The 24,634-nt window shown below is 72.0% G+C and carries 23 protein-coding genes; 10 read left to right on the forward strand and 13 right to left on the reverse strand.

Annotated features, from left to right (window positions below; translation table 11 throughout):
• The first annotated feature begins 27 nt into the window (after window positions 1–27).
• The gene (locus AC1ROW_RS04570) at window positions 28–1,590 is read left to right on the forward strand and encodes an aminopeptidase P family protein (protein ID WP_493017658.1); all 1,563 of its coding nucleotides are present in this window, start codon (window positions 28–30) and stop codon (window positions 1,588–1,590) included.
• A 7-nt stretch (window positions 1,591–1,597) separates the two neighbouring features.
• Here the strand turns inward: AC1ROW_RS04570 and AC1ROW_RS04575 are convergent, their stop codons facing one another.
• Window positions 1,598–2,236 carry a YflT domain-containing protein gene (locus tag AC1ROW_RS04575; protein WP_493017659.1) on the reverse strand — a complete coding sequence of 213 codons (639 nt, stop codon included), beginning with the start codon at window positions 2,234–2,236 and terminating at the stop codon, window positions 1,598–1,600.
• A gap of 56 nt (window positions 2,237–2,292) precedes the next feature.
• Here AC1ROW_RS04575 and AC1ROW_RS04580 point away from each other — a divergent pair, with 56 nt between their 5' ends.
• Genes AC1ROW_RS04580 through AC1ROW_RS04590 form a run of 3 tightly spaced genes read left to right on the forward strand, consistent with a single transcriptional unit; the run spans window position 2,293 to window position 5,273 of the window.
• A complete protein-coding gene (locus tag AC1ROW_RS04580; protein WP_493017660.1) occupies window positions 2,293–3,606 on the forward strand; it encodes a magnesium transporter MgtE N-terminal domain-containing protein in 1,314 nt (437 codons plus the stop codon).
• Entirely contained in the window at window positions 3,593–4,117 is a 525-nt protein-coding gene (locus tag AC1ROW_RS04585; RefSeq protein WP_493017661.1) for a DUF1003 domain-containing protein, read from the forward strand. The genes AC1ROW_RS04580 and AC1ROW_RS04585 overlap by 14 nt, the downstream gene beginning before the upstream one ends.
• Window positions 4,110–5,273, forward strand: coding sequence for an Mrp/NBP35 family ATP-binding protein (locus AC1ROW_RS04590; protein WP_493017662.1), 1,164 nt, complete (start codon window positions 4,110–4,112; stop codon window positions 5,271–5,273). Before AC1ROW_RS04585 ends, AC1ROW_RS04590 begins: the two co-directional genes overlap by 8 nt.
• Before the next feature lie 78 nt (window positions 5,274–5,351).
• On the opposite strand, the gene AC1ROW_RS04595 is transcribed toward AC1ROW_RS04590, so the two are convergent.
• The 3 genes from AC1ROW_RS04595 to AC1ROW_RS04605 all read right to left on the reverse strand — a co-directional run bounded on the left by AC1ROW_RS04595 (window position 5,352) and on the right by AC1ROW_RS04605 (window position 8,657).
• Window positions 5,352–6,821: a pyridoxal phosphate-dependent decarboxylase family protein gene (locus tag AC1ROW_RS04595; RefSeq protein WP_493017663.1), complete on the reverse strand. Its 1,470-nt coding sequence runs from the start codon at window positions 6,819–6,821 to the stop codon at window positions 5,352–5,354.
• Complete coding sequence (locus AC1ROW_RS04600) at window positions 6,808–8,190, reverse strand: MFS transporter (protein WP_493017664.1); 1,383 nt, start codon at window positions 8,188–8,190, stop codon at window positions 6,808–6,810. The genes AC1ROW_RS04595 and AC1ROW_RS04600 overlap by 14 nt, the downstream gene beginning before the upstream one ends.
• Window positions 8,191–8,300: 110 nt before the next feature.
• A complete protein-coding gene (locus tag AC1ROW_RS04605) occupies window positions 8,301–8,657 on the reverse strand; it encodes a twin-arginine translocase TatA/TatE family subunit (protein ID WP_493017665.1) in 357 nt (118 codons plus the stop codon).
• Window positions 8,658–8,738: 81 nt separating this feature from the next.
• Here AC1ROW_RS04605 and AC1ROW_RS04610 point away from each other — a divergent pair, with 81 nt between their 5' ends.
• A complete protein-coding gene (locus tag AC1ROW_RS04610; protein ID WP_493017666.1) occupies window positions 8,739–9,371 on the forward strand; it encodes an O-methyltransferase in 633 nt (210 codons plus the stop codon).
• Window positions 9,372–9,443: 72 nt separating this feature from the next.
• Here the strand turns inward: AC1ROW_RS04610 and AC1ROW_RS04615 are convergent, their stop codons facing one another.
• From AC1ROW_RS04615 to dapE, 3 genes are all read right to left on the reverse strand, one after another.
• Window positions 9,444–9,617 carry a DUF3117 domain-containing protein gene (locus AC1ROW_RS04615; RefSeq protein WP_021764147.1) on the reverse strand — a complete coding sequence of 58 codons (174 nt, stop codon included), beginning with the start codon at window positions 9,615–9,617 and terminating at the stop codon, window positions 9,444–9,446.
• A 153-nt stretch (window positions 9,618–9,770) separates the two neighbouring features.
• Window positions 9,771–11,018, reverse strand: coding sequence for a hypothetical protein (locus AC1ROW_RS04620; RefSeq protein WP_493017667.1), 1,248 nt, complete (start codon window positions 11,016–11,018; stop codon window positions 9,771–9,773).
• Window positions 10,987–12,069, reverse strand: a complete 1,083-nt coding sequence (dapE, locus tag AC1ROW_RS04625; protein ID WP_493017668.1) for a succinyl-diaminopimelate desuccinylase — start codon at window positions 12,067–12,069, stop codon at window positions 10,987–10,989. Before dapE ends, AC1ROW_RS04620 begins: the two co-directional genes overlap by 32 nt.
• Window positions 12,070–12,086: 17 nt before the next feature.
• Between dapE and dapD the strand changes: the two genes are divergently transcribed.
• Window positions 12,087–13,076: a 2,3,4,5-tetrahydropyridine-2,6-dicarboxylate N-succinyltransferase gene (gene dapD, locus AC1ROW_RS04630; protein ID WP_493017669.1), complete on the forward strand. Its 990-nt coding sequence runs from the start codon at window positions 12,087–12,089 to the stop codon at window positions 13,074–13,076.
• Window positions 13,077–13,150: 74 nt separating this feature from the next.
• Here the strand turns inward: dapD and AC1ROW_RS04635 are convergent, their stop codons facing one another.
• Genes AC1ROW_RS04635 through pdhA form a run of 3 tightly spaced genes read right to left on the reverse strand, consistent with a single transcriptional unit; the run spans window position 13,151 to window position 16,646 of the window.
• Window positions 13,151–14,515, reverse strand: coding sequence for a dihydrolipoamide acetyltransferase family protein (locus tag AC1ROW_RS04635; protein WP_493017670.1), 1,365 nt, complete (start codon window positions 14,513–14,515; stop codon window positions 13,151–13,153).
• Window positions 14,515–15,525, reverse strand: a complete 1,011-nt coding sequence (locus AC1ROW_RS04640; protein WP_493017671.1) for an alpha-ketoacid dehydrogenase subunit beta — start codon at window positions 15,523–15,525, stop codon at window positions 14,515–14,517. The genes AC1ROW_RS04635 and AC1ROW_RS04640 overlap by 1 nt, the downstream gene beginning before the upstream one ends.
• Window positions 15,522–16,646 (reverse strand): pyruvate dehydrogenase (acetyl-transferring) E1 component subunit alpha, encoded by a 1,125-nt coding sequence (gene pdhA / locus AC1ROW_RS04645; protein ID WP_493018358.1) that lies wholly within the window; start codon window positions 16,644–16,646, stop codon window positions 15,522–15,524. Before pdhA ends, AC1ROW_RS04640 begins: the two co-directional genes overlap by 4 nt.
• Before the next feature lie 188 nt (window positions 16,647–16,834).
• On the opposite strand from pdhA, the gene AC1ROW_RS04650 reads away from it, so the two are divergent.
• The gene (locus tag AC1ROW_RS04650) at window positions 16,835–17,299 is read left to right on the forward strand and encodes an Lrp/AsnC family transcriptional regulator (protein WP_493017672.1); all 465 of its coding nucleotides are present in this window, start codon (window positions 16,835–16,837) and stop codon (window positions 17,297–17,299) included.
• 138 nt (window positions 17,300–17,437) lie between these two features.
• Here AC1ROW_RS04650 and AC1ROW_RS04655 read toward each other — a convergent pair whose 3' ends face one another.
• Together AC1ROW_RS04655 and AC1ROW_RS04660 are read right to left on the reverse strand one after the other, a co-directional pair.
• Complete coding sequence (locus tag AC1ROW_RS04655) at window positions 17,438–19,753, reverse strand: polyribonucleotide nucleotidyltransferase (RefSeq protein WP_493017673.1); 2,316 nt, start codon at window positions 19,751–19,753, stop codon at window positions 17,438–17,440.
• 323 nt (window positions 19,754–20,076) lie between these two features.
• On the reverse strand, window positions 20,077–20,835 hold the full coding sequence (locus tag AC1ROW_RS04660) for a fructosamine kinase family protein (RefSeq protein WP_493018359.1): 759 nt from the start codon (window positions 20,833–20,835) through the stop codon (window positions 20,077–20,079).
• Between the two features lie 57 nt (window positions 20,836–20,892).
• Here AC1ROW_RS04660 and AC1ROW_RS04665 point away from each other — a divergent pair, with 57 nt between their 5' ends.
• The 3 genes from AC1ROW_RS04665 to AC1ROW_RS04675 all read left to right on the forward strand — a co-directional run bounded on the left by AC1ROW_RS04665 (window position 20,893) and on the right by AC1ROW_RS04675 (window position 24,181).
• Window positions 20,893–22,125: a GAF domain-containing protein gene (locus AC1ROW_RS04665; RefSeq protein WP_493017674.1), complete on the forward strand. Its 1,233-nt coding sequence runs from the start codon at window positions 20,893–20,895 to the stop codon at window positions 22,123–22,125.
• An 87-nt stretch (window positions 22,126–22,212) separates the two neighbouring features.
• Window positions 22,213–23,793, forward strand: coding sequence for an acetaldehyde dehydrogenase ExaC (exaC, locus tag AC1ROW_RS04670; protein WP_493017675.1), 1,581 nt, complete (start codon window positions 22,213–22,215; stop codon window positions 23,791–23,793).
• 4 nt (window positions 23,794–23,797) lie between these two features.
• Complete coding sequence (locus tag AC1ROW_RS04675) at window positions 23,798–24,181, forward strand: DUF779 domain-containing protein (protein ID WP_493017676.1); 384 nt, start codon at window positions 23,798–23,800, stop codon at window positions 24,179–24,181.
• 7 nt (window positions 24,182–24,188) lie between these two features.
• Here the strand turns inward: AC1ROW_RS04675 and AC1ROW_RS04680 are convergent, their stop codons facing one another.
• Complete coding sequence (locus AC1ROW_RS04680) at window positions 24,189–24,626, reverse strand: VanZ family protein (protein WP_493017677.1); 438 nt, start codon at window positions 24,624–24,626, stop codon at window positions 24,189–24,191.
• Between the last annotated feature and the right edge of the window lie 8 nt (window positions 24,627–24,634).

Here is a 24,634-nt window from a genome sequence, read left to right on the forward strand (position 1 = left end):
CATCCTAGGAGTGGAAGAATGGTCGGCATGTCGTCCGAGAACACCACCGCGCCCGCCCCTGCCGCCGCACCATCCGGCGACACGGCCGAGGAAGCGCCCCGCGCAACCGCGAACCGCTCCACCACCCCCGGATCGGAGAACTTCCGCGCGTACATCGGCAGCAACTGGGCCGAGCGCCCGGAGATCCTGCCCGGCGCCCGCGCGCAGGCCGCCTACGCCGCCGCCCGCCGCGCCCGCGTGTCCGAGCTGTTCCCGGGGCAGCGGCTGATCATCCCGGCCGGTCGCCTCAAGCAGCGTTCCAACGACACCGACTACCCGTTCCGCGCGCACTCCGCTTTCACGCACCTGACCGGTTGGGGCTCCGACGCCGAGCCCGGCAGCGTCCTCGTGCTGGAGCCCTCCGACAGCGGTCACGTCGCCACCCTGTACTTCCGGGAGCGCGCCGGTCGCGACTCGGACGAGTTCTACGCCAACCCCGAGATCGGCGAGTTCTGGATCGGCGCGCGCCCGTCGCTCGCGCAGGTCGCCAGCGACCTGGACCTCCCGACCCGCGCCATCGCCGAGGTGGAGGCCGTCCTCGACGCGGTCGACGCGTCCACCCTGGTGCTGCGCGAGGCCGACCCCGAGCTGACCGACCGGGTCGACGCCGCCCGCCTGATGCTCGCAGCCGAGGCCGGCGAAGAGGCCGGCGACGCCGCGCTGGACCCCGAGGACCACAGCGACGACGACCGCCTCGCCCGGGACCTCTCCGAACTGCGCCTGGTCAAGGACGTCTTCGAGCTCTCCGAGCTGCGCAGCGCGATCGCGGCGACCGCAGCGGGCTTCGACGACGTGATCGCGGACCTCGCCCGCATCGTGGACCACCCGCGCGGCGAGCGGATCGTGGAGGGTGTCTTCAACGCCCGCGCCCGCCTGGACGGCAACGCGGTCGGCTACGACACCATCGCCGCGAGCGGGCCGCACGCCTGCATCCTGCACTGGACGCGCAACGACGGCCCGGTCGTCCCCGGCGACCTGATCCTGATCGACGCGGGTGTGGAGGTCGACAGCCTCTACACCGCCGACATCACCCGCACCCTCCCGATCGACGGCACGTTCACCGTGACCCAGCGCCTGGTCTACGAGACGGTGCGGGAGGCCGCGGACGCCGCCTTCGCGATCGTGCGCCCCGGCATCCGGTTCCGCGAGATCCACGCGGCCGCGATGGCGGTCATCGCGCAGCGCACCGCCGAGTGGGGCCTTCTACCGGTCAGCGCGGAGGAGGCGCTGCAGGCGGACAACCAGCAGCACCGCCGCTACATGGTGCACGGGACCAGCCACCACCTCGGGCTGGACGTCCACGACTGCGCGCAGGCGCGCCGCGACCTCTACCTGGACGGCGTGCTCGAGCCGGGCATGACGTTCACGATCGAGCCCGGCCTGTACTTCCAGCCCGACGACCTCACGGTTCCGGAGCGGTTCCGCGGCATCGGCGTGCGCATCGAGGACAACATCCTCGTGACGGCCGACGGCGCCGAGAACCTCTCGATCGCTCTTCCGCGTACCGCGGACGACGTGGAGGCCTGGGTCCGCCGCCTCAGCGCCCGCTGACCGGCGGTCAGGCGGGCGGCGCCGTGGGGTGCTGGTCGTCCGCCGGCGGCTGCTGGTCGTCCGCCGGCGGCTGCTGCGGCTCCGGCTGGACGGGCGGCGCGGGCGGCGGGTCGGACGGGTGCGCCGGCGGAGCGAAGCCGGCCGGCGCGGCCGCGGCGTCGGCGGCGCCGCCGAGCAGGTTCCGCGCACGGTGGACCAGGTCGGAGTCCACCAGCACCGAGTAGCTGGTCGCGATCACCTGCATCACCGACGTGTAGTCGCGGCGGCGGCGGTTGATCGCGTACGACACGATGCCGAAGAGCATCCCGAAGCCGGCGCCGATCAGCACCGCTGCGATCACGAACGCATAGCTGACGGTCGGCGAGAAGATGATCAGCAGCAGCCCGAAGAAGATGCCGAGCCAGGCTCCCGAGGCCGCGCCGGCGAGCGCCACTCGTCCCCAGGTGAGCTTGCCGGTCACGCGCTCGACGCTCTTGAGGTCGCTGCCGACGATGGAGACCTTGGCGACGGGGAAGTCGGCGCGGGCCAGCACGTCGACCGCCTGCTGGGCGTCCACGTACGTCTCGTAGGTGGCCACGATCTCTCCCCGGGGCATGGTCGGGAAGAGCATCCGGTCGCGTCCGCCGAGCGGGCTGGGTGTGGTCATCCCGTCATTGTCCCATCCTCACCGTCCCCCGGCTGCTAGGGCTTAAGTTATTAGACGTGAGCACCCGAATCTTCGTCGCCCGATTGGCCGGCACCAGCGTGTTCGACCCGGTCGGCGATCGGGTCGGCAAGGTCCGTGACGTCCTGGTGGTGTACCGCAAAGACGATCCGCCCAGTGTCGTCGGCCTCATCGTCGAGATCCCCGGCAAGCGGAGGGTGTTCCTGTCGATCGGCCGGGTGACCAGCATCTCCAGCGGCCAGATCATCACCAATGGACTCATCAACGTGCGCCGGTTCGAGCAGCGCGGCGGGGAGGTCCGGGTCATCGCCGAACTCCTCGGCCGCAAAGTCGTCTTCACCGACGGCACCGGCGAGGCGACCATCGAGGACGTCGCCATCCAGGAGTCCCCGACCGGCGACTGGGCGGTCAGCCAGCTCTTCGTGCGCCGCCCGAAGTCGGGCGCGTCGCCCTTCGGCAAGGGCCAGACCACCTTCGTCGCCTGGAACGAGGTGCGCGAGAAGCAGGCCCGTGGCGAGGCGCAGTCCGCCGAGCAGCTCATCGCGGCGTACTCGGAGCTGAAGCCCGCGGACCTCGCGAACACGCTCCTCGACCTCCCGCAGCAGCGCATGCTCGAGGTGGCGGAGGAGCTTCCCGACGACCGGCTCGCCGACGTGCTGGAGGAGATGCCGGAGAGCGAGCAGGTCCAGATCCTCGCGCAGCTCGACGACGATCGCGCCGCCGACGTGCTCGACCAGATGCAGCCCGACGACGCCGCCGACCTCATCGCCCAGCTCTCCGACGAGCGCGGCGAGCACCTCCTGGAGCTCATGGAGCCCGAGGAGGCCGACGACGTGCGCATGCTGCTGAGCTACGCGCCGGACACCGCGGGCGGCCTGATGACGACAGAGCCGATCATCGTCTCGGCCGACGCCACGGTCGCCGAGGGCCTCGCCCTCATCCGTCGGCACGAGCTCGCCCCGGCGCTCGGCGCGGCGGTCTGCGTGACGCTGCCGCCGTACGAGGCGCCGACCGGGCGCTTCCTCGGCATCGTGCACTTCCAGCGGATGCTGCGCTACCCGCCGCACGTGCGGCTCGGCACCCTGCTCGACCCGAGCCTGGAGCCGGTCACGGCCGACACCTCCGCCGCCGAGGTGTCGCGCATCCTCGCCAGCTACAACCTCGTCTCGGTCCCGGTCGTCGACGAGAAGCACCGGCTCGTCGGGGTGGTGACCATCGACGACATCCTCGACTACCTGCTCCCCGACGACTGGCGAAGTCAGGACGAGGACGAGCCTGTGAAGGCCCCGTCCGACGAGACCGGCAGTATCCGCATCGTGAACGGAAGGAGGGGCGGACATGGCACGAGTTAGGCAGGACGCGAGCCTGGACGCCCCGAAGGGCCTCCGCACGTCGGTGATTCCCCGGCGCAACCCGTTCGAGCAGAACGACCGGTTCGGCCGCTTCACGGAGTGGATCGCGCGGGCGATGGGCACGCCGTGGTTCATTCTCGGGCTGACCGTCTTCGTGGCCGCCTGGATGCTGTGGAACACGCTGCTGCCGAACGCCTGGCGGTTCGACTCGGCCGCGCTCGGATTCATCGCGCTGACCCTGGTGCTGTCCCTGCAGGCGTCGTACGCCGCCCCGCTCATCCTGCTCGCCCAGAACCGGCAGGACGACCGCGACCGGGTGCAGATCGAGCAGGACCGGCAGCGCGCCGAGCGCAACCTCGCCGACACCGAGTACCTGGCGCGCGAGGTCGTCGCCCTGCGCCTCGCGGTACGGGATATGGCGACGAAGGACTTCATCCGCGCCGAGCTGCGCGCGCTGCTGGAGGACCTGGAGAAGGGCGATGCGGCCGAGAACGGACGTGCGCGTGCCTGAGCCCGTCCCCCCGGCTCGCAGCGTGGCCGAGCTGGTCGGGCGCGCCCTCTCCGGCGTGCTCGACCCCGAGATCCGCAAGCCCGTCACCGAGCTGGACATGATCGGCGGAGTGGAGGTCGACCCCGCCGGGCACGCGACCGTGCGCGTCAAGCTGACCATCGTGGGATGTCCGGCCGCCGACAAGATCGAACGGGACGTGCGGGCCGCCGCCGCCGCCGTGCCCGGCGTCAGCGGCGTGACCGTCGACGTGTCGGTGATGACGCCCGCCGAGCGCGCGGCGCTCACGGAGAAGCTGCGCGGCGGCCGCGTGGCGCGGGCGCAGCAGTTCGCCCCCGACTCGCTCACCCGCGTCTACGCCGTGACCAGCGGCAAGGGCGGCGTGGGCAAGTCGACCGTCACCGCCAACCTCGCCGTGGCGCTCGCCGAGCGCGGGCTCCGGGTCGGGCTGGTGGACGCGGACGTGCACGGCTTCTCCATCCCCGGCCTGCTGGGCCTGACCGACGCGGACGGCGTCGCAGTGCGGCCGACGCGCGTGGACGACATGATCCTGCCGCCGGTCGCGTACGGCGTGAAGGTCATCTCGATCGGGATGTTCGTGGACTCCTCGTCGGCGGCGGTCGCCTGGCGCGGGCCGATGCTGCACCGCACCATCCAGCAGTTCCTGGGCGACGTGTTCTTCGGCGACCTGGACGTGCTGCTCCTCGATCTCCCGCCCGGCACCGGCGATGTGGCGATCTCGGTCGGCCAGCTGCTGCCGCAGGCGGAGGTGCTGGTGATCACCACGCCGCAGCCGGCGGCGGCCGACGTCGCCGAGCGCAGCGGCGTCGTGGCACGGCAGACCGGTCAGCGGATCGTCGGGGTCATCGAGAACATGGCCGGGCTCGCGCAGCCGGACGGCACGGTGCTGGAGCTGTTCGGCTCCGGCGGCGGCGCGGAGGTCGCGCGGCGGCTCTCGGCGGGACAGGACGAACCCGTGCCGCTGCTCGCCAGCGTCCCACTCAGCGTGGCGCTGCGCACCGGAGGCGACACCGGCGCGCCGATCGTGGTCACCGACCCGCAGGACCCGGCCGCCGCCGCCATCCGCGCCGTCGCCGCCGGCCTCGCGACCCGCCCGCGCGACCTCCCCCGCCGCAAACTCCCGCTCTCGACCCGCTAGCCGCCCCAACCCCCGAGTACGTCGATAATCTGCGTACTCGGCGGTTTTCGGCTGATTAATCGCGTACTCGGCGGTTTGTCAGGCGGGCTCTACGAGGCGGGCGAGGAGTTCGGTGAGGAGGCGCTCGGTGACGGGACGCGGCAGCGCCTCGATCAGGGCCAGCAGGGGCGCCTGCTCGTCCGGGAGGGCGGGGGCGTCGCCGGTGATCCCCACGGCGCGCAGCAGGCCGGCGGCGGCGTCCGAGTCGAGCGGCCGGTCGCCGAGCGGCGGCAGCGCCGGGAGCAGGTCGGCGGCGTCCACCGGGGGCACGCCCCGCACATCGTCCGCCGAGGCCCGCAGCGCGGCCTCCAGCTCGTCCAGGCGGTCCCGGGTGACCGGGGTGATCGTCAGGTGCGTCGTGCTCGGCAGGCGCGTCCCGTCCGGCTGCGTCAGCCCCGGCTGGAGCTGGAGGTGCCAGCCGCGCTTACGCGCCCGGTCGGCCCAGCGGTGCGGGTCGACCCTGTGCTCCTCCGCCACGGCGTCGTCGGCCGCGACGGCGAGCAGCGGACCCGTCGGCGCTCCCACCACCCGCAGCCCCTCGATGTCGTCCACGATGTCCGCGAGCGTCCGGGTCGCCCGCAAGCACGCCTCCGCCAGCGACGCTAAGCCGCGCGCCCCGAGCGCCTGGATGATCGCCCACGACGCAGCCAGCGCCCCGGCCGACTTGGACCCCAGCAGCGTCGGGTTCACCACCGGGTAGCCCGGCCATCCGGTCGTCGCGAAGTACTGCAGCCGCTGCCGGTCGCGCCCGCGCTGCAGCAGCACGCTCGCGCCCTTCGGCGCGTAGCCGAACTTGTGGAGGTCCGCGGAGAGGCTCGTGACGCCGGCGACGCGGAAGTCCCACGCCGGCAGCGCCGACCCGTCCGGCTCCCGCCAGAACGGCAGGATCCAGCCGCCGATGCAGGCGTCCACGTGGAGGTCGACCCCGGCCTCGTCGCACGCCGCCGCGACTTCCTCGACCGGGTCGAGCGACCCGTACGGGTAGGACGGCGCGGAGACGACGGCCAGTGCGACATCCGGTCCCAGTCGTTCGATCAGCCGGCCCGCGTCCAGGCGTCCACTGTCCGGATCGACCGCCACGAGGTCCAGCTCGAGCCCGAAGTAGTCCGCCGCCTTGTGGAACGCGGCGTGCACGGTCACCGGCGCGACGATGCGCGGCACACCCGAGCAGCCGCGCGCCCGCCACGACTCGCGCGCGGTCTTCATAGCCAGCAGGCACGATTCGGTGCCGCCGGAGGTCACCGAGCCCACCACTTCGTCGCCGCCATGCAGCAGCTCGCGCGCGAAGCCGAGCACCTCGCGCTCCATCACCGCCACCGACGTGAACGCGGTCGGGTCCAGCCCGTTCACCGGCTGCACCAGCCGCACCGCTGCGGCGGCCAGCTCATCGAGTTCCGCGATCCCGGAGTCGTACACGTAGCTGAGCACGTGCCCGCCGTGCGTCGGCGCGTCCGCGGCCCGCAGGCCGGCGAGCCGGCCGAGGATCGCGTTCCGGTCAAACGAGATCATCGACGTCCCCCTTCCGGAGCCGGTAGCGCGCCAGCGGCGCCAGGCTCGCGGCGATGATCGCCGCGGGGATGAGGCTGAAGCTCAGCACGATCCCTGCCACCGCCTCCGCGGGCTGGGTCGCTCCCCCGGCCGCCGCGGCCGCGTCCGACGCCGAGCGGGCGATGTACCCGGTCAGCGCGAGCACGACGGTGAGCACGGTCGCGCCGAGCGCCATGCCGGTGGTCTCCCCCGCCGTCCACATCCCGCCGAACGTCCCCGCCCGGCCGGGGCCGTTGCGGCGGGCGTCGTGCGAGATGACGTCGGGCAGCATCGCCATCGGCAGCGACTGCATGCCCGCGTAGGCCGCGCCCGCGACGGCGACGGGCAGGTAGACCCAGTCGCCGGGGAACCAGATCAGGAGCACCATCGACAGCGCCGCCGCGCCGAACAGGACGCTCGCCGCGAGGAATCCGCGCTCCTTGCCGATCCGCCGCGCGACGACGCCCCAGACCGGCGTCACGACCAGCGCGGGACCGATCAGCGCGATGAACAGGAATGTCACGGCGTCCTCCGAGTGCAGCACCCAGGTCGCCACGTAGCTCGCGCCGGCGAGCATCATCCCGGTCGCCAGACCCTGCAACAGGAAGGTGAGCAGCAGAACGCGGAACGGCTGGCTGTCCCGCAGGGCGCCGATCCCGGCCGCGTAGTTGGTCCGGAGCGTCGTGAGCACACCCTCCCGCGCCGGCAGGACCTCCGCGGGGAGCTGCCGGGGTGCGACGGACGCGGAGACCAGCATGCCGCCTCCGATCACGACGCCCGCCACGAGCGCCATCAGGAAGTAGCCGGCGAAGTCGTTCCCGCCGCCGAGCGAGCGGAGCGCTGGGCCGCCGGCGCCGAACAGGAGGATCGCGAAGGTCAGCACCACGACACGCCAGGTCAGCAGCCGGGTGCGCTCGTCGTAGCCGGACGCGAGCTCGGCCGGGAGGGCGATGTACGGCACCTGGAACAGGCTGAAGGCGGTGGCCGTGAGCAGGAACGCCACGAACACCCACACGGCCGCGGGGACGGCGGCGGTGCCGGCCGGTACGGCGAAGGTCAGCAGGAAGAACACCGGCAAGGCGATCGCGCCCAGGAGCATCATCGGCCGCCGGGAGCCGCGCGCCGCCAGCATCCGGTCGCTGCGGGCGCCGATCACCGGGTCGATGATCACGTCCCACACCTTGGCGACAGTGACGACGAGCCCGGCGGCGATGGCCGCCACGCCCAGGCTGTCGGTGAGGTAGTAGACCAGGACCAGCCCGGGCAGCGTCGCGAAGCCCCCGGTGCCGAGCGAGCCGACGGCGTAGCGGGCGACCGTCGCCCGGGTCAGCCACTGCTGCGTTGCGATCATTCCCGCATCGTATGGGATACAGGGTCGTATCGGCGCGTGGCGCGTCAGCGAGGCGCGCGGGAGCCTGTACGAGCTCTCAGGTGGACCGTGCGCTCAGGTGGACCGAGCTCTCAGGTGGACTCGGGGTCGAACGGCGGCACCGTCCCCGGCGGGAGGTCCGCTCGCTGCGTGAACGCCGACGGGGTCACCGGCTTGATCGCGGACGGCGTCGGCGTGTCGTCCAGCAGGGCCTCGCGGATGATGCGGCGGGGGTCATACTGACGCGGGTCGAGCTTCTTCCAGTCGACGTCGTCGAACTCCGGCCCCATCTCCTCCTTCATGCGGTCTTTGGCGCCGTCGGCGAAGTCGCGCACCGTGCGCACGAACTGCCGGAGCTTGCCCGCGTAGAGCGGAAGCCGTTCCGGCCCGATCAGGAACGCGGCGATCACAGCCACGATGAGGAGCTTCTCGAAGGTCAGGCCGAACACACATGAAGAGTATCGCGCGCGGCTGCACGAATGCTGGATCGGCTGGGCCTATTCTGGACCGAGGCCACTGACGGGAGACACGTGTCTGACAAGGACTCGAACTGGAGATTCGCCGACGACGTCATCGTCGAGAGCGAGGTGATCGCCCGAGCCCGGCAGCAGTCCCTGGAGCTGGGCGTCGACCCGATCGCGCCGAGCACGGGCGCGCAGGCCGCCGTCGTGGTCGCCGCGACCAAGGCGGAGAACATCGTCGAGATCGGCACGGGCGTCGGCGTCTCGGGGCTCTGGCTGCTGCACGGCGGCGCGGAGGCGCAGCTCACCAGCATCGACATCGAGGTGGACCATCAGCAGCACGCCCGCACCTTCTTCACCGAGGCCGGCGTCGCGGCCAACCGCGTCCGGCTGATCACCGGCCATGCCCTGGACGTCCTCCCCCGGATGAACGAGAACTCCTACGACATCGTCTTCGTCGACGCAGACCCGCAGTCGGTCATCGAGTACGTCGAGCACGGGCTCAGACTGGTCCGGCCGGGCGGAACCGTGCTGGTCGCCCGCGCGCTCTGGCGCGGCCGGGTCGCCGACCCCGCGGCGCGCGACCCGCTGTCGACCGGCTACCGGACGCTGATCACCGAGACGGCGGCCTCCGGTGCTGTGATCAGCGCGCTCTCGCCGGCGGGCGACGGGCTGCTGCAGATCACCAAGCTGACGCCGTAAGAACCCCGGACACGAGGAAGGGGCCCCGATCGCTCGGGGCCCCTTCTCGGGTATCTCGTTCAGTCGGGTACGTCAGGACGCGCTCACGACGCTCGCCAGAGCGTCGTGCAGTTCCTTGGCCTCCGCATCGTTGACGGAGACGACCAGACGTCCCCCACCTTCGAGCGGTACCCGCACGATGATGAGCCGTCCCTCCTTCACAGCCTCCATCGGCCCGTCCCCGGTCCTCGGCTTCATGGCCGCCATGCAGCTCCCCTTTCGTGGATGTCATGTCCATTATCCGTCATCCGCGGCTGGCGGGGGAAATCGCCGGTCTACCCCAGACCCCATGGGCCACGGGCACCGGGCCCAATGGGCCGCGGGCCCGGGGCCCGATGGGCCGGGCCGTCGCGCGCCGGATCACGGCGGCGACCAGTCGGCTCCGTCCACACCCCAGCAGAGGGCGATCCAGCCGACCTGGAGCGCCACGAACAGCACGGCCATCCCCACCCGGTACACCCGGCTCCGCGGCAGCGCGATCACGCCCAGCAGCGGGAACAGCGGCATCAGGAGCCGGAACGTGCTCGACTGCGGGAAGAAGACCGCGAACAGGTAGAGCGCGTAGGCCGCGCACCAGAAGCGGAGATCCACCCCGATGCGTCGCACAGCGGGCGAGAACAGCAGCACGGCGTACACCGCTGCGAGCACCACGACCGCGACCAGGCCGATCCACCCGGGAAGCCCGAGCATGACCTTCGCCCACCAGTCCCCGGCCTGGAACCACGGTGTGAACGGCGTCAGATGGGTATGGCCGATGTACGGAGAGCGCCAGGCGAGCTCGGTGTCCGTATACGCACTCCAGGAGCCGGTGGCGAACGCGGCGATGGCCGGCCAGGCGATCCCGGCCACGGCGCTGAAGACGGCGAGCGACGCGCTCAGCACCCGCTCCCGCACCGGGAACGGGTCGTCGCGCCTGCGCACCCAGCGGTACACGACGTGGAGGCCGACCGCCAGCGCGAAGGCCAGCCCGCTCGGGCGCGTGAACGCCATCGCGAGCACCACGGGGAACAGCCAGCCGTACCTCCGCTCGACCAGGAGCAGCAGCGCCGTGGCGAGCAGCAGCAGGTAGAGCGACTCCGCGTAGGCGAGCTGGAACAGGGGCGACACCGGCGCGACGCAGAACAGCACGACCGCGAACATGCTCGTGGACGTGCCGAGTCCGACGCGCAGCATCAGCCGGTAGAACACCAGCGCGGCCCCGGCGGAGCACAGCACCGACACGAGCACCGCGGCCGGCGACCACGACAGCCGGGTGACGAACATGACCGCGTCGACGACCCCGGGGTAGCCGGGCAGGAACGCCCAGGCGTTCTCGGTCACGTGGAGGCCGTCGGTCGACGGCAGCGCGGCGGGGTAGCCGCTGACCGCGACGATGTTGTACCAGAGCCCGTCCCAGATCGTCGCGTACGAGAAGTAGTCCGGATGCGGCCCGGTCCAGGGGTTCTTGCCCTGATTCGCCGCGAAGATCAGCAGGATGACGGTGGTGACGACCCGGCTGGCGAGGAAGACGCCGAGGACCCGCACCCACCAGCGCGACCACCACGGGCCGCGCGGGGCCAGCGCGGCCTCGTCGGCCTCAGCGGGCGCCGGAACCGTTGAGCCAGGCACGGAGACCGGCCTCCACCGCGACGATCTGCTCCACGTCGACGCGCTCGTCGTCGGCGTGGGCCTTCAGGGGGTCGCCCGGGCCGTAGTTGACCGCGGGGATGCCGAGGGCGCTGAACCGGGCGACGTCCGTCCAGCCGTACTTGGGCTTGGCGACGCCGCCGACCGCGGCCACGAACTCCTGCGCGAGCGGAGCGTCGAGGCCCGGGCGGGCGCCGTCCGCGCGGTCCACCACCGTGATCTCGTAGCCGTCGAAGAGCTCGTGCATATACGCGATGGCCTCCTCCGAGCTGCGCGAGGGGGCGAACCGGTAGTTGATGTGCACCATCGCCTCGTCGGGGATGATGTTGCCCGCCACGCCGCCGGAGACGCCGACCGCGTTCAGGCCCTCGCGGTACACCAGGCCGTCGACCTCCACCTCACGGGCGGTGTAGCCGGCCAGCAGGTCGAGCACCGGCGCGATCTTGTGGATGGCGTTCTCGCCGACCCAGCCCCGCGCGGAGTGGGCGCGCAGCCCGTAGGCCCGCACCTCGACGCGGAGGTTGCCATTGCAGCCACCCTCCACGACGCCGTTGCTCGGCTCGCCGAGGATGGCGAAGTCGCCGACGAAGAGGTCGGGACGATTGCGGGCGAGCCGGCCGAGGCCGTTCAGCTCGGCGTTGACCTCCTCGTGGTCGTACCACATCCAGGTCACGTCGATCGCGGGGTCGGTGAGCTCGGCGGCGAGCTTGAGCTGCACGGCGACGCCGGCCTTCATGTCGACGGTGCCGCGGCCCCAGAGGTAGCGGACGCCGCCGTCCTCCTCGAAGCGGGTCGGGAGGTTGCCGTTCAGCGGCACGGTGTCGATGTGGCCGGCGATCAGCGCGCGGCGGTCGCGGCCCAGGTTCGTGCGCGCGACGACGGTGTCGCCGTCGCGGACGATCTCCAGGTGCGGGAGCGGCGAGAGGGTCTCGACGATCGCGTCCGCGAGCGTCTTCTCGTTGCCGGACACCGACTCGATGTCGCAGATCTGCCGGGTGAGGTCGATGGACGTGGCGCTGAGGTCGAGAGGCACGCTACTAATCTAGGGGCATGCCTTCCGACTTTCCTGACGAGTCCGCCGCGTCCGCGAACGCCCGCTCCGCCTGGGGGTACGGGCTGGCCACGATCGCCGGCGACGGCACCGTGCTGGACACCTGGTTCCCCGAGCCGCGACTCGGCCGCCTCCCGGCCGGCCGCGAGCGCTGGATCGCCCCCGCCGAGTTCGAGGAGCTCGCCGGCGAGGACCCGCGCCGCAACGTCCGCATCGACATCGTGACGGTCGAGATCGACTTCGACACCGCCCCCGCCTCCACGCCGGACGCGTACCTGCGGCTGCACCTGCTCTCGCACCTGCTCGCCCGCCCCAACACGGTGAACCTCGACGGGATCTTCGCGCACCTGCCGATCGTCGCCTGGACGAACGCCGGGCCGGTCCTCCCCGCGGACCTGGACCGCCTGCGGCCGACGCTGCAGCGCGCCGGCATCCACGTGACGGGCATCGACAAATTCCCGCGGCTGCTCGACTACGTGACGCCGGACCGCGTCCGGATCGCGGACGCGTCGCGGGTGCGCCTCGGCGCGCACCTCGCGCCGGGCACCACGGTCATGCACGAGGGCTTCATCAACTACAACGCGGGCACGCTCGGCTCCTCGATGGTGGAGGGCCGCATCTCGCAGGGCGTCGTGGTCGGCGACGGCTCGGACATCGGTGGCGGCGCCTCCATCATGGGCACGCTCTCCGGCGGCGGCACCCAGCGCGTCGCGATCGGCGAGCGTGCGCTGCTCGGCGCGAACTCCGGCATCGGCATCTCGATCGGCGACGACACCGTGGTCGAGGCCGGGCTCTACGTCACCGCCGGCACCAAGGTGGTCGTCGTCGACGGCCCCGTCACCGCCGACGGCCGGCCGCAGACCGTCAAGGCCGTGGAGCTCTCTGGAGTCCCCGGCCTGCTCTTCCGCCGCAACTCCCTCACCGGCGCCGTCGAGGTCCTCCGCCGCTCCGGCACCGGCGTCGAGCTCAACGCCGCCCTCCACGCCTGACCCCTCCATCCGTTCCGGGCTTGTGCACGCGACACGCCGTGCGTGCACGTACACAAGTCCGGAACGGATAGTGGCTACACGAGGGTGAGGACGGAGGCCGGGTCGGCGAGGATGCGGCCGATGTCGGCGAGGAAGCGCGAGCCCTGCTCGCCGTCCACGATCCGGTGGTCGAAGGTCAGCGCCAGCGTGAGCACGTCGCGCAGGGCGATCTCGCCGCGGTGCTCCCACGGCTGACGCCGCACGGCTCCGACGGCCAGGATCGCGGCCTCCCCCGGTGTCAGGATCGGCGTTCCCGCGTCCACGCCGAACACGCCCACGTTGGTGATCGTGATCGTTCCCCCGGTCAGCGCGGCCGGCGGTGTCTTGCCCGAGCGCGCGGTGACGGCGAGGTCGCGGATCGCGCCGGACAGCTCGGCGAGCGAGTGCCCGTCGGCGTCGCGGATCACCGGCACCAGCAGCCCGCGCGGGGTTGCCGCGGCAATACCGAGGTTGATCGCACGGGTCTGCACGATCTCCTGCGCGGCCTCGTCCCACTTCGAGTTGACCTCGGGCGTGCGCCGCGCCGCCAGGCACAGCGCCTTCGCGACCACGGCGAGGAGGCCGGGACGCGCGTCGGCGAGGTCGGGCCGGGCGCGGAGGCGCTCGATCAGCTCGGTCGTGGGCGTGACATCGACCGTGAGGAACACTGTCGCCTGCGGAGCGCCGAACGCGCTGCGCACCATCGCGTCGGCGGTGGCCTTGCGGACGCCCTTGATCGGGATGCGCAGCTCGCCGGGCGCCGCTTCGGCCGGAGCCGCCGACGGTGCGGCGGCCGAGGTCTCGAAGGCGTCGAGGTCGGCGCGGGTCACGAGCCCGCGCTCCCCGGTCCCCGTGACGGCGGCGAGGTCGATACCGCGCTCGCGCGCCAGCTTGCGGACGGGAGGGGCCGCGCGGGGCCGCTCCGGGACGGAGGGGGCAGGCCGGCCGCCGGCGGCGGACTCCGTCGCGACCTGTGGCGCGGACGCCGCCGGAGCGGTGGCGACCGGCTGTGCCGAAGCGGCCTGCCCGGCGAGTCCCGGACGCGCCCGGCGCGCGGGCCGTCCCTTCGCATCCGGCCGTGCGCCGTAGCCCACGAGGACCGGTTCCCGGGTCTCCGAAGAGCCGCCGTCCTCCTCCGCGGGCGCCGCGACGGGAGGCTCCGGCTCGGCCCCGGCCGGCCCCGCCACCTCGAACGCCACCAGCGGCTCCCCCACCGCCACGGTCACGCCGGGCTCGACGTACAGCCGCGACACCGTCCCCTCGTACGGCGCGGGCAGCTCGACCAGCGCCTTGGCGGTCTCCACCTCGGCGATGATCTGGTTCAGCCGCACCGTGTCGCCCACCGCGACGTGCCAGCTCACCAGCTCCGACTCGGTCAGCCCCTCGCCGAGGTCCGGGAGCGCGAAGTCCTTGACCGCCATCAGTCCTCCACCCCGCTCAGCGAGTTCGGCCGGTCCATGACGCGGTCGATGCCGTCGAGGATCCGGTCGAGGTCGGGCAGGTGGTGGGCTTCCAGCCGGGCGGGCGGATACGGGATGTCGTGGCCGGTGATCCGCACCGGCGCGTGCTCCAGGTTGTAGAAGCAGCGCTCGGTGATGGACGCGGAGATCTCCGCCCCGAGGCCGCCCGACAGCGCGGCCTCGTGCGTGACCACCAGCCGCCCGGTCTTCCGCACCGACGCCGCGACCGTGTCGAGGTCGAGCGGCGACAGCGAGCGGAGGTCGATGACCTCGACCGAGATCCCCTCGTCGTCGGCCGCGAGCGCCGCGTCCGCCGCCATCTGGACCAGGCCGCCGTAGGTCACCAGCGTGACGTCGCTGCCCGAGGCGACCACGCGGGCGGTGCCCATCGGGCGGGCGTCCTCCAGCGGGGCCTCCTCGTCCACGTCGCCCTTGGCGTGGTACCGCCGCTTGGGCTCGAAGAACAGCACAGGGTCGTCGGAGGCGATCGCCTGCCGGATGAGCGTGTAGGCGTCCTGAGGAGTGGACGGGCTCACGACGCGAAGGCCGGCGGCGTGCGCGAAGTAGGCCTCCGGCGAGTCGGAGTGGTGCTCCGCGGCGCCGATCCCGCCCGCGAACGGCACCCGGATCGTGATCGGCATGCGCACGGCGCCCGCGGTGCGGTAGTGCATGCGCGCCACCTGGCTGACGATCTGGTCGAACGCCGGGTAGATGAAGCCGTCGAACTGGATCTCCACCACCGGGCGCAGCCCGCGGTACGCCATCCCGACGGCGGTGCCCAGGATGCCGGACTCGGCCAGCGGCGAGTCCATGACCCGGCGCGGGCCGAACTCCGTCTGGAGGCCGTCCGTCACGCGGAACACGCCGCCGAGCGTGCCGATGTCCTCGCCCATGAGCACGACGCGGTCGTCGTCGGCGAGCGAGCGGCGGAGGCCGGCGTTGATGGCCTTCGCCATCGTGAGCGCGGTCATCGGTCACCGCCGACGAACGTGCGCAGGTAGCGCGAGTAGTGGTCCCGCTCCCGGGCGAGGCCGGTGTGCGGTTCGGCGTACACGTTGTCGAAGACCGACAGCGGTTCCGGGTCCTGGAGGGCGACGACGCCCTGGCGCATTTCGGCCGCGACGCGGTCGGCGTGCTCCTGGATGGCGGTCAGTCGCTCGGGTGTCAGCAGGCCCTCGGCGGCCAGGTGCGCCTCCACCCGGGCGATCGGGTCTTTGGCGCGCCACTCGTCCAGCTCGGCGGGGTCGCGGTAGCGGCTCGGGTCGTCGGCGGTGGTGTGCGGCCCCATCCGGTAGGTGACGGCCTCGATGAAGGTCGGGCCGCCGCCGCTTCGGGCGCGGTCGAGGGCGGAGCGGGTCACGGCCATGACCGCGAGCACGTCGTTGCCGTCCACCCGGACGCTCGGCACGCCGAAGCCGGGGGCGCGCTCGGCGATCGGTCGCTGCGCCTGCAGGCCGACCGGCTCGGAGATCGCGTACTGGTTGTTCTGGCAGAAGAAGATCACGGGCGCGGCGTAGGTCGCGGCGAAGATGAGCGCCTCGTTGACGTCGCCCTCGGAGGTCGCGCCGTCGCCGAAGTAGGCGATGGAGGCCGCGTCGGTGCCGTCGGCCTGGATGCCGATCGCGTAGCCGGTGGCGTGCAGGGTCTGCGCGCCGATGATGACCTGCGGGGTCGCCATGTTGATGTCGTACGGGTTCCAGCCGCTCTGGGTGGTGCCGCGCCAGACGCGCAGCAGGTCGACGAGGCCGGCGCCCCGGCAGTAGGCCACGCCGTGCTCGCGGTAGCTGGAGAAGACGAAGTCGTCGCGGCGCAGCGCGCGGCCGGAGCCGATCTGGGAGGCTTCCTGGCCGAGCAGCGGCGGCCAGAGGCCGAGCTCGCCCTGGCGCTGCAGGGCGGTCGCCTCGGAGTCGATGCGGCGGATGACGACCATGTCCTCGTAGAGCGCGAGGAGCTGCTCCGGGCCGATGTCGGCGACCCAGGCGTCGAAGCGCACGTCGCTGACGCGCTCGCCCTCGGGAGTCAGCAGCCGGACGGTGTCGGCGCCGGCCGGAAGGTGGACGTCGTCCAGTCGGGTGTCGGGTTGATTGTCGATCGTCACGGTTCACGCAACCTTCACTCTCGCGTCCGGCCGCCCGCTTGTGGCAGGCACGACCGGCTTCCGGCCTCCTTGCCGGAATTACCCGAAAGGCTACGCTCCACGATCAGCGCGCACAACTGACGGCGTGTCGACCGTGCAGAGTGCACTGTCGCGGGTCTGGCCGAGGTGCTAGCTTTCACACTATGCGCACGTTCGACAGCACCGACAGACGCATCCTCGTCGCCCTCGCCGACGACCCGCGATCGACCAATGTCTCCCTCGCCGACCGCCTCGGCCTCAGCCGCAACACGGTGCAGGCGCGGGTGGCCGAACTGGAGCGGAACGGCGCCTTCCTGTCGTTCGAGCGGCGCATCTCCGCGAGCGCCGCCGGCTACCCCCTGGCGGCCTTCGTGACGGTGCACGTGCAGCAGCAGAAACTGGCCGACATCGTGGAGCACCTGGCCGGCATCCCGGAGATCGTGCAGGCGCACGGGCTGTCGGGGCCGTCCGACCTGCTGCTGCGGGTGGTGTGCACCGACGCGGAGGACCTGTTCCGGATCACGGGCGCGATCCAGTCCACCGACGGCGTCGAGCGCGCAGAGACCTCCCTCGACATGGGCGAGCTCATCCCGTACCGCCTCCGCCCCCTCCTCACCCGCGACGCGTAACAACCGCCGAGTACGCGAATAGTCTGCGTACTCGACGGTTTCCGGCTGATTTATCGCGTACTCGCCAGTTGGTCAGCGCGGAGACGGCGAAGGCCGCGCCGACGTGTGTCGGCGCGGCCTTCGCTGTGGAACGGGAGCTCAGCTCTCGACGGTCTCCACGGCGCCCTCTGCGGGCTCCGCGGGGCCCTCGGAGGCGGCGTCGCGGCCGTGGCTGTCCGCCTCGTCGGCGAGCACCGGGGCGAGCGACAGCTTGCCGCGGTCGTCGATCTTGGTGATCTCCACCAGGATCTTCTGGCCGACGCCGAGGACGTCCTCGACGTTCTCGACGCGCTTGCCGCCGGCGAGCTTGCGCACCTCGGAGATGTGCAGCAGGCCGTCCTTGCCCGGGAGCAGCGAGACGAACGCGCCGAACGCGGCGATCTTGACGACGGTTCCGAGGAACTGCTCGCCGACCTCCGGGTTCGTCGGGTTCGCGATCGCGTTGACCTGGGCGCGGGCCGCCTCGGCCGACGGGCCGTCGGTGGCGCCGATGTAGACGGTGCCGTCCTCCTCGATGGAGATCTCGGCGCCGGTCTCGTCCTGGATCGCGTTGATCGTCTTGCCCTTCGGGCCGATCAGCTCGCCGATCTTGTCGACCGGGATCTGGACCGAGATCACGCGCGGCGCGGTCGGGGCCATCTCGTCCGGGGTGTCGATCGCGGCGTTCAGCACGCTGAGGATGGTCGTACGAGCATCCTTGGCCTGCTTGAGCGCGCCCGCCAGCACCGACGACGGGATGCCGTCGAGCTTGGTGTCGAGCTGGATCGCGGTGACGAACTCGCTGGTGCCTGCGACCTTGAAGTCCATGTCGCCGAGCGCGTCCTCCGCGCCCAGGATGTCGGTGAGCGCCGCGTAGCGGGTCTCACCGTCGACGACGTCGGAGATCAGGCCCATGGCGATGCCGGCGACCGGGGCGCGCAGCGGCACACCGGCGTTCAGCAGCGACAGGGTGGAGGCGCAGACGGAGCCCATCGAGGTGGAGCCGTTGGAGCTGAGCGCCTCGGACACCTGACGGATCGCGTACGGGAACTCCTCGCGGGTCGGCAGCACCGGCACGAGCGCGCGCTCGGCCAGGAAGCCGTGCCCGATCTCGCGACGCTTCGGCGACCCGACGCGGCCGGTCTCACCGGTCGAGTACGGCGGGAAGTTGTAGTGGTGCAGGTAGCGCTTCTTGGTGACAGGCGACAGCGAGTCGATCTGCTGCTCCATCTTGAGCATGTTCAGCGTGGTGACGCCCAGGATCTGGGTCTCGCCGCGCTGGAAGATGGCCGAGCCGTGGACGCGCGGGATGACCTGCACCTCGGCGTCGAGCGGACGGATGTCGGTCAGGCCACGGCCGTCGATGCGGATGCCCTCGCGCAGCACGCGGCCGCGCATGACCACCTTGGACACCGACTTGTACGCCGCGGAGAACTGCGTGAGCACCTCCGCGTCGAGCGCGCCGGCTTCCACCTTCTCGGTGAGGGCGACCTTGACGCGCTCCTTGAGGGCGTCGTCGGCGTTCTGGCGCTCGACCTTGTCGGCGATCTGGTAGACGTTCACCAGCTCGTCGTAGGCGAGCCCGGCGACGTTGTCGTAGGTCTCCTGCGAGTAGGGCAGGAACACGGGGTAGTCGGCGATCGCCTTCGCGGACTGCTCGGCGAGCACGTTCTGCGCGCCGACCAGCTGGCGGATGAACGGCTTGGCGGCCTCCAGACCCTGGGCGACGACCTCCTCGTTCGGCTTGACGGCGCCGCCCTGGATGAGGTTCCAGCTGCCCTCGGTGGCCTCCGCCTCGACCATCATGATCGCGACGTCGCCCTCGGAGCCGTCCTCGTTGGTGAGGACGCGGCCGGCGACGACGAGGTCGAAGACGGCCTCCTCGAGCTGCGAGGCCTTCGGGAAGGCGATCCACTGGTCCTCGTGCTGGCCGTTGCCGGGGATGAGCGCGAGCCGCACACCGGCGATCGGGCCGGAGAACGGCAGGCCGGAGATCTGGGTGGAGGCGCTGGCCGCGTTGATGGCGAGCGCGTCGTAGAACTCGTCCGGGGCGATGCTCAGGACGGTGATGACGATCTGCACCTCGTTGCGGAGGCCGTCGACGAACGACGGGCGCAGCGGGCGGTCGATCAGGCGGCAGACCAGGATCGCCTCGGTGGAAGGACGGCCCTCACGGCGGAAGAACGAGCCGGGGATCTTGCCGGCGGCGTACGAGCGCTCCTCGACGTCGACGGTCAGCGGGAAGAAGTCGAAGTTGTCCTTCGGGTGCTTGCTGGCGCTCGTCGCGCTCAGCAGCATGGTCTCCTCGTCGAGGTAGGCGGCGACGGCGCCCTGCGCCTGCTGGGCGAGGCGTCCGGTCTCGAACCGGACGGTGCGGGTGCCGAAGCGTCCATTGTCGAGGACTGCTTCGGCGAACTTGATTTCGGGACCTTCCAAGAGGTCTTTCTCCTTTGTTTAACGTCGCAGCCCCGTCTGGGCGCGACTCCACAATGCCCGTCTGCGCGGAGTGCGCAGGGTGGGCTCAGGAGCGAGCAGGCAGTTCGACACGGCTTTCGTGTACGCGGCATCCCATGCGGGTGCGTGGGCTGAGCCCGTCTGGCCATCAGTAGAAATACACGGTTGCGGTTGTGCCTCTCGCACAGCGCATCCGGATACCACCACCGAGGACCAGCTCCTGCCAGCCTGCTCCGGCGGCCGGCGTTCGGCCGACCAGCAGAATCCTATCAGTCGTGGTGCCCGGAAGCCCGGAATTCCCGGTATCAGAGGGCGAGCGTCGCGCGCGCGGCCTCCGCCAGCGCCGCGCCGTACGACGGGCCGTGCCCTGCGGCGTGCACCGCCAGCGGGTGCAGCTGGTGCAGCGGGACGCGCTCCCGCCAGCCGGCGCGCAGCGGGCGGGCGGCGTCGTACCCGGCGAGGATCTCGTCGAGGTGGGGCGCGCCGAACAGCGCGAGCATGGCGAGGTCGGTCTCCCGGTGACCGCCGTGCGCCGCCGGGTCGATGAGGACCGCGCCGTCCGCGGACCAGAGCACGTTGCCGGTCCAGAGGTCGCCGTGCAGGCGGGCGGGAGGCTCGTCGTCGTCGAACTCGCCGGCCTCCACCCGGGCCAGGGCGGCCTCCACGATCTCCCGCTGCTGCGCGGTCAGATTGCCGGCTGCGATGGCCGGATCGAGGTACGGGCGGACGCGGTCGCGCGCGTAGAACCGGCCCCAGCCGGGCTCGTGGGCGGCCGGGAGCGGGCGGCGGCCGATGAAGAGCGGCCCGTCCCAGCCGTCGGGCGGCGCACCGAAGGCGGCGGCTCCGGCGGCGTGCGTGGCGGCGAGGGCGGCGCCGAAGGCCCGGGCAGCGGCGGCAGTCGGCCGGGTTTCCGGCACCTCCTCCAACTCGATCCGGCCGGGGCCGACGTCCGCGACACGCACGACGCGGGCGCCGCCGTCGCGCTCGGCGTCGCCCAGCCAGCGCAGGCCCGCGGCCTCCGCCTCGAAGAACAGGGCGGGCGCGTCGGGGCGTTCCTTCACGATGGTGCGCACGCGATCCACCGTACTCAGGCGGCCCGCGCACCGCGTACGATGCTGCGCATGGACGACGCCGTCGACGCCCCTGCGGGCAGCCCGCACCGCGGCCTGCGCCCCGTCGTCGACGCCTCCTGGCGGCGCGCCGAGCGGGCGCACCTCAATCCCGCCGTCGCCGCACCGGTCGTCCTCGACGGTCCCGGACTGGAGGACGCCCGGCGCTCGCATCCCATCGCCGCCGCCCTGCCGGTGATCCGGCAGCTGCTCGTCCGCGACGCCGAGCCGGACAGCCGTGTCGTGGTGGCCGTCGGCGACGCCCGCGGCCGGCTGCTCTGGGTGGAGGGCGACCCCGTGCTGCGGAGGCGGGCCGAGTCGATGCTGTTCGTCCCGGGGGCCGCCTGGGCCGAGGGAGACGTGGGCACCTCCGCTCCCGGCACGGCGCTCGCCATCGGCGGCGGCGTGCAGATCCGCGGCGCCGAGCACTTCGCCCAGGACGTCAAGCCGTGGAGCTGCACGGCCGTGCCGGTGCGCGACCCCGAGACCGGCGACATCATCGGCGTCATCGATGTGACGGGCGGCGACCAGGTGGCGGAGCCGCACGTGCTCCCCCTCCTGGAGGCGACCGCGGCCGCGGTGGAGCGGGAGCTGCTCATCGCGCGGCTGCGGGACGCACGGACACCCGGCGCTGCGCGGCGCGACCGTCCGCGGCCGGCGATCGCCGCCCTGCGCGTCCTCGGCCGCGACACCGGGGAGCTGGCCGGCGCCGACGGCCGCTCCGGCACGCTGAGCGCACGGCACAGCGAACTCCTCACACTGCTCTCCTGGCATCGCGAGGGGCTGTCGGCGGAGCGGCTGGCCGAGCTGCTCTACGGCGACCCGGCCTCCACGGTCACGCTTCGCGCCGAGATCGTGCGGCTGCGCAAGGCGATCGCCGCCATCGCGCCGGAGCTCGGCCCGCTCGCCCGCCCGTACCGGCTCGCGGCGCCGCTGGAGACCGACCTCGGCGCGGTGCTCGACCTCCAGCGCAGGGGCGCGCACCGGGCCGCGATCGCGTCGTACGGCGGCGGCCCGCTGCCCGGCTCGGACGCGCCCGGCGTCGAGGAACTGCGCGAGGACGTCATCGCCCGGCTGCGCGAGGCGCTGCTGGAGTCCGGCTCCGCCGACCTCCTGATCGCCTGGGGCGAGACCGAGCGCGGCGCCGCCGACGAGGACATCTGGCGCGCGGCACTGCAGGCGCTGCCGCCGCACTCCCCGCGCCGGGCGCAGGTCGTGGCGCGGCTGCTCGCGCTCGAGTCCTGACGTCGCAACAGGATGCAACCTCCCGCTGCGTAACCTCCCGGATCAGAGGCGTGCGATGGGCGCACGCGACAGTCAAGGGAGACTCGAATGACTCTGAGCCCGGAACAGACCGAAGACGCCGCGGCGGCGGTCACCACCGAGAAGCCGAGCGTCTATGCCCAGCCCGGCGCGGCGGGCTCCGTCGTGAGCTACGCCACCCGCTACGACCACTTCATCGGCGGCCGGTACGTCGCGCCGGCGAGCGGCCAGTACTTCGAAGACATCACGCCGGTGACCGGGAGGCCGTTCACGGAGATCGCCCGCGGCACCGCCGCCGACGTCGACCGGGCCGTCGACGCCGCCTGGGCTGCGTTCCCGGAGTGGAGCAGAACCTCCGCCGCCGAGCGCGCGCTGCTGCTCACCCGCATCGCCGACCGCATGGAGGCCAACCTCGAGCTGCTCGCCGTCGCCGAGACCTGGGAGAACGGCAAGCCGGTGCGCGAGACGCTGGCCGCCGACATCCCCCTCGCGATCGACCACTTCCGCTACTTCGCCGGAGCCATCCGCGCACAGGAGGGTGGCATCAGCGAGCTCGACCACGACACCATCGCCTACCACTTCCACGAGCCGCTCGGGGTCGTCGGACAGATCATCCCGTGGAACTTCCCCATTCTGATGGCGACCTGGAAGCTGGCGCCCGCTCTCGCCGCGGGCGACTGCGTCGTGCTGAAGCCGGCTGAGCAGACGCCGGCCTCCATCCACGTCTGGCTCGACCTGATCCGCGACCTGCTGCCCGACGGAGTGCTCAACATCGTCAACGGCTTCGGGTTCGAGGCCGGCGCACCGCTGGCGTCGCACCCGCGCATCCGCAAGGTCGCGTTCACCGGTGAGACCACCACCGGCCGGCTCATCATGCAGTACGCCAGCGAGAACCTCATCCCGGTGACCCTGGAGCTCGGCGGCAAGAGCCCCAACATCTTCTTCGAGGACGTCGCGGCCCAGAAGGACTCCTTCTACGAGAAGGCGCTGGAGGGCTTCTCGTTCTTCGCGCTCAACCAGGGCGAGGTGTGCACCTGCCCGTCGCGCGCGCTGGTGCAGAAGTCGATCTACGACGGCTTCGTCGCCGACGGCCTGGAGCGCGTGCAGCGCATCAAGCAGGGCAACCCGCTGGACGTCTCGACGATGATCGGCGCCCAAGCCTCCAACGACCAGCTGGAGAAGATCCTCTCCTACATGGACATCGGCAAGCAGGAGGGCGCGAAGCTGCTCACCGGCGGCGAGCGCGCCGACCTCGGCGGGGATCTGGCGGGCGGCTTCTACGTGCAGCCCACGGTGTTCGAGGGCGTCAACTCGATGCGGATCTTCCAGGAGGAGATCTTCGGCCCGGTGCTCGCGCTGACCAGCTTCGCGGACTTCGACGACGCCATCGCGACGGCCAACGACACGCTCTACGGGCTCGGCGCGGGCGTCTGGAGCCGCGACGGCGCGCAGCTGTACCGGGCGGGACGGGCGATCGAGGCCGGCCGGGTCTGGTCGAACACCTACCACCAGTACCCGGCGCACGCGGCCTTCGGCGGCTACAAGCAGTCCGGCATCGGGCGGGAGAACCACAAGATGATGCTCGACCACTACCAGCAGACCAAGAACCTCCTGGTGTCGTACGCCGAGGGCCCGATGGGGTTCTTCTAAGCGGATGGACACCATTCAGTCCCGCGTGGACGTCACGCCGGCCGCTGCGGCGATGCTGCGGCGGCTGGCGGCGGCCCACGGCCCGCTCATGTTCCACCAGTCCGGCGGCTGCTGCGACGGGTCCTCGCCGATGTGCTACCCGGTCGGCATGTTCCGGGTCGGCGCGTCGGATGTGCTGCTCGGCGCGCTGGAGGTCGACGGGATCGACCCGGTGCGCGTCTTCATGTCGGCCGCCCAGTTCGAGTACTGGAAGTACACGCACCTGACGATCGACCTGGTCGATGGTCGGGGAAGCGGGTTCTCGGTGGAGGCGCCGGAAGGAAAGCGCTTCCTGATCCGGTCGCGGCTGCTCCACGACGCCGAGCTGGCCTCGTTCGGGCTGGGCTGACGGCCCGTCACAGACTGCGGGAGGGCGTCGCATCGGGGCGCGACCGGCGCCCTCCCGCGAACACCGCGACCACCCCGATCTCCACCAGCGTCCCGAGCGTGTTCGCCAGCAGGTCCCGCGGATCGCTCACCCGCGCCGGCAGGAAGTGCTGCACGAACTCGATCGTCAGCGTCGCCGCCGCGCCGATCGCAAACGCCAGCCACCACCGCCAGCGGCCCAGCAGCACCGCGAACAGGAGACCCATCGGCACGAACAGCAGGATGTTGGCCGTGAACTCAACAACGTCGTAGTCGATCCAGGCGAGCAGCGGGGTCTGCGCGCACGCCGCCAGGAGCCCCTCCAGGAGCGGATTGCGGTGCGGGTCGGCGGGGGCCGGGTTCAGCGTGATCCAGGCCACCAGCAGCAGGTAGGCGGCGGTGACGGCGGGAAGGACGCGGCGGAGCACCCTCCTAT

Source organism: Leifsonia sp. GW821-FHT13C09 (assembly GCF_058806435.1).

Coding starts and splice junctions, on each gene's coding strand:
- AC1ROW_RS04600 (WP_493017664.1), bottom strand. CDS start 8,190: ATGATCGCAACGCAGCAGTGGCTGACCCGGGCGACGGTCGCCCGCTAC.
- AC1ROW_RS04650 (WP_493017672.1), top strand. CDS start 16,835: ATGCGCACGTTCGACAGCACCGACAGACGCATCCTCGTCGCCCTCGCC.
- AC1ROW_RS04635 (WP_493017670.1), bottom strand. CDS start 14,515: ATGGCGGTCAAGGACTTCGCGCTCCCGGACCTCGGCGAGGGGCTGACC.
- AC1ROW_RS04675 (WP_493017676.1), top strand. CDS start 23,798: ATGGACACCATTCAGTCCCGCGTGGACGTCACGCCGGCCGCTGCGGCG.
- AC1ROW_RS04640 (WP_493017671.1), bottom strand. CDS start 15,525: ATGACCGCGCTCACGATGGCGAAGGCCATCAACGCCGGCCTCCGCCGC.
- AC1ROW_RS04595 (WP_493017663.1), bottom strand. CDS start 6,821: ATGATCTCGTTTGACCGGAACGCGATCCTCGGCCGGCTCGCCGGCCTG.
- dapD (WP_493017669.1), top strand. CDS start 12,087: ATGCCTTCCGACTTTCCTGACGAGTCCGCCGCGTCCGCGAACGCCCGC.
- exaC (WP_493017675.1), top strand. CDS start 22,213: ATGACTCTGAGCCCGGAACAGACCGAAGACGCCGCGGCGGCGGTCACC.
- AC1ROW_RS04615 (WP_021764147.1), bottom strand. CDS start 9,617: ATGGCGGCCATGAAGCCGAGGACCGGGGACGGGCCGATGGAGGCTGTG.
- AC1ROW_RS04585 (WP_493017661.1), top strand. CDS start 3,593: ATGGCACGAGTTAGGCAGGACGCGAGCCTGGACGCCCCGAAGGGCCTC.
- AC1ROW_RS04575 (WP_493017659.1), bottom strand. CDS start 2,236: ATGACCACACCCAGCCCGCTCGGCGGACGCGACCGGATGCTCTTCCCG.
- AC1ROW_RS04570 (WP_493017658.1), top strand. CDS start 28: ATGTCGTCCGAGAACACCACCGCGCCCGCCCCTGCCGCCGCACCATCC.
- AC1ROW_RS04665 (WP_493017674.1), top strand. CDS start 20,893: ATGGACGACGCCGTCGACGCCCCTGCGGGCAGCCCGCACCGCGGCCTG.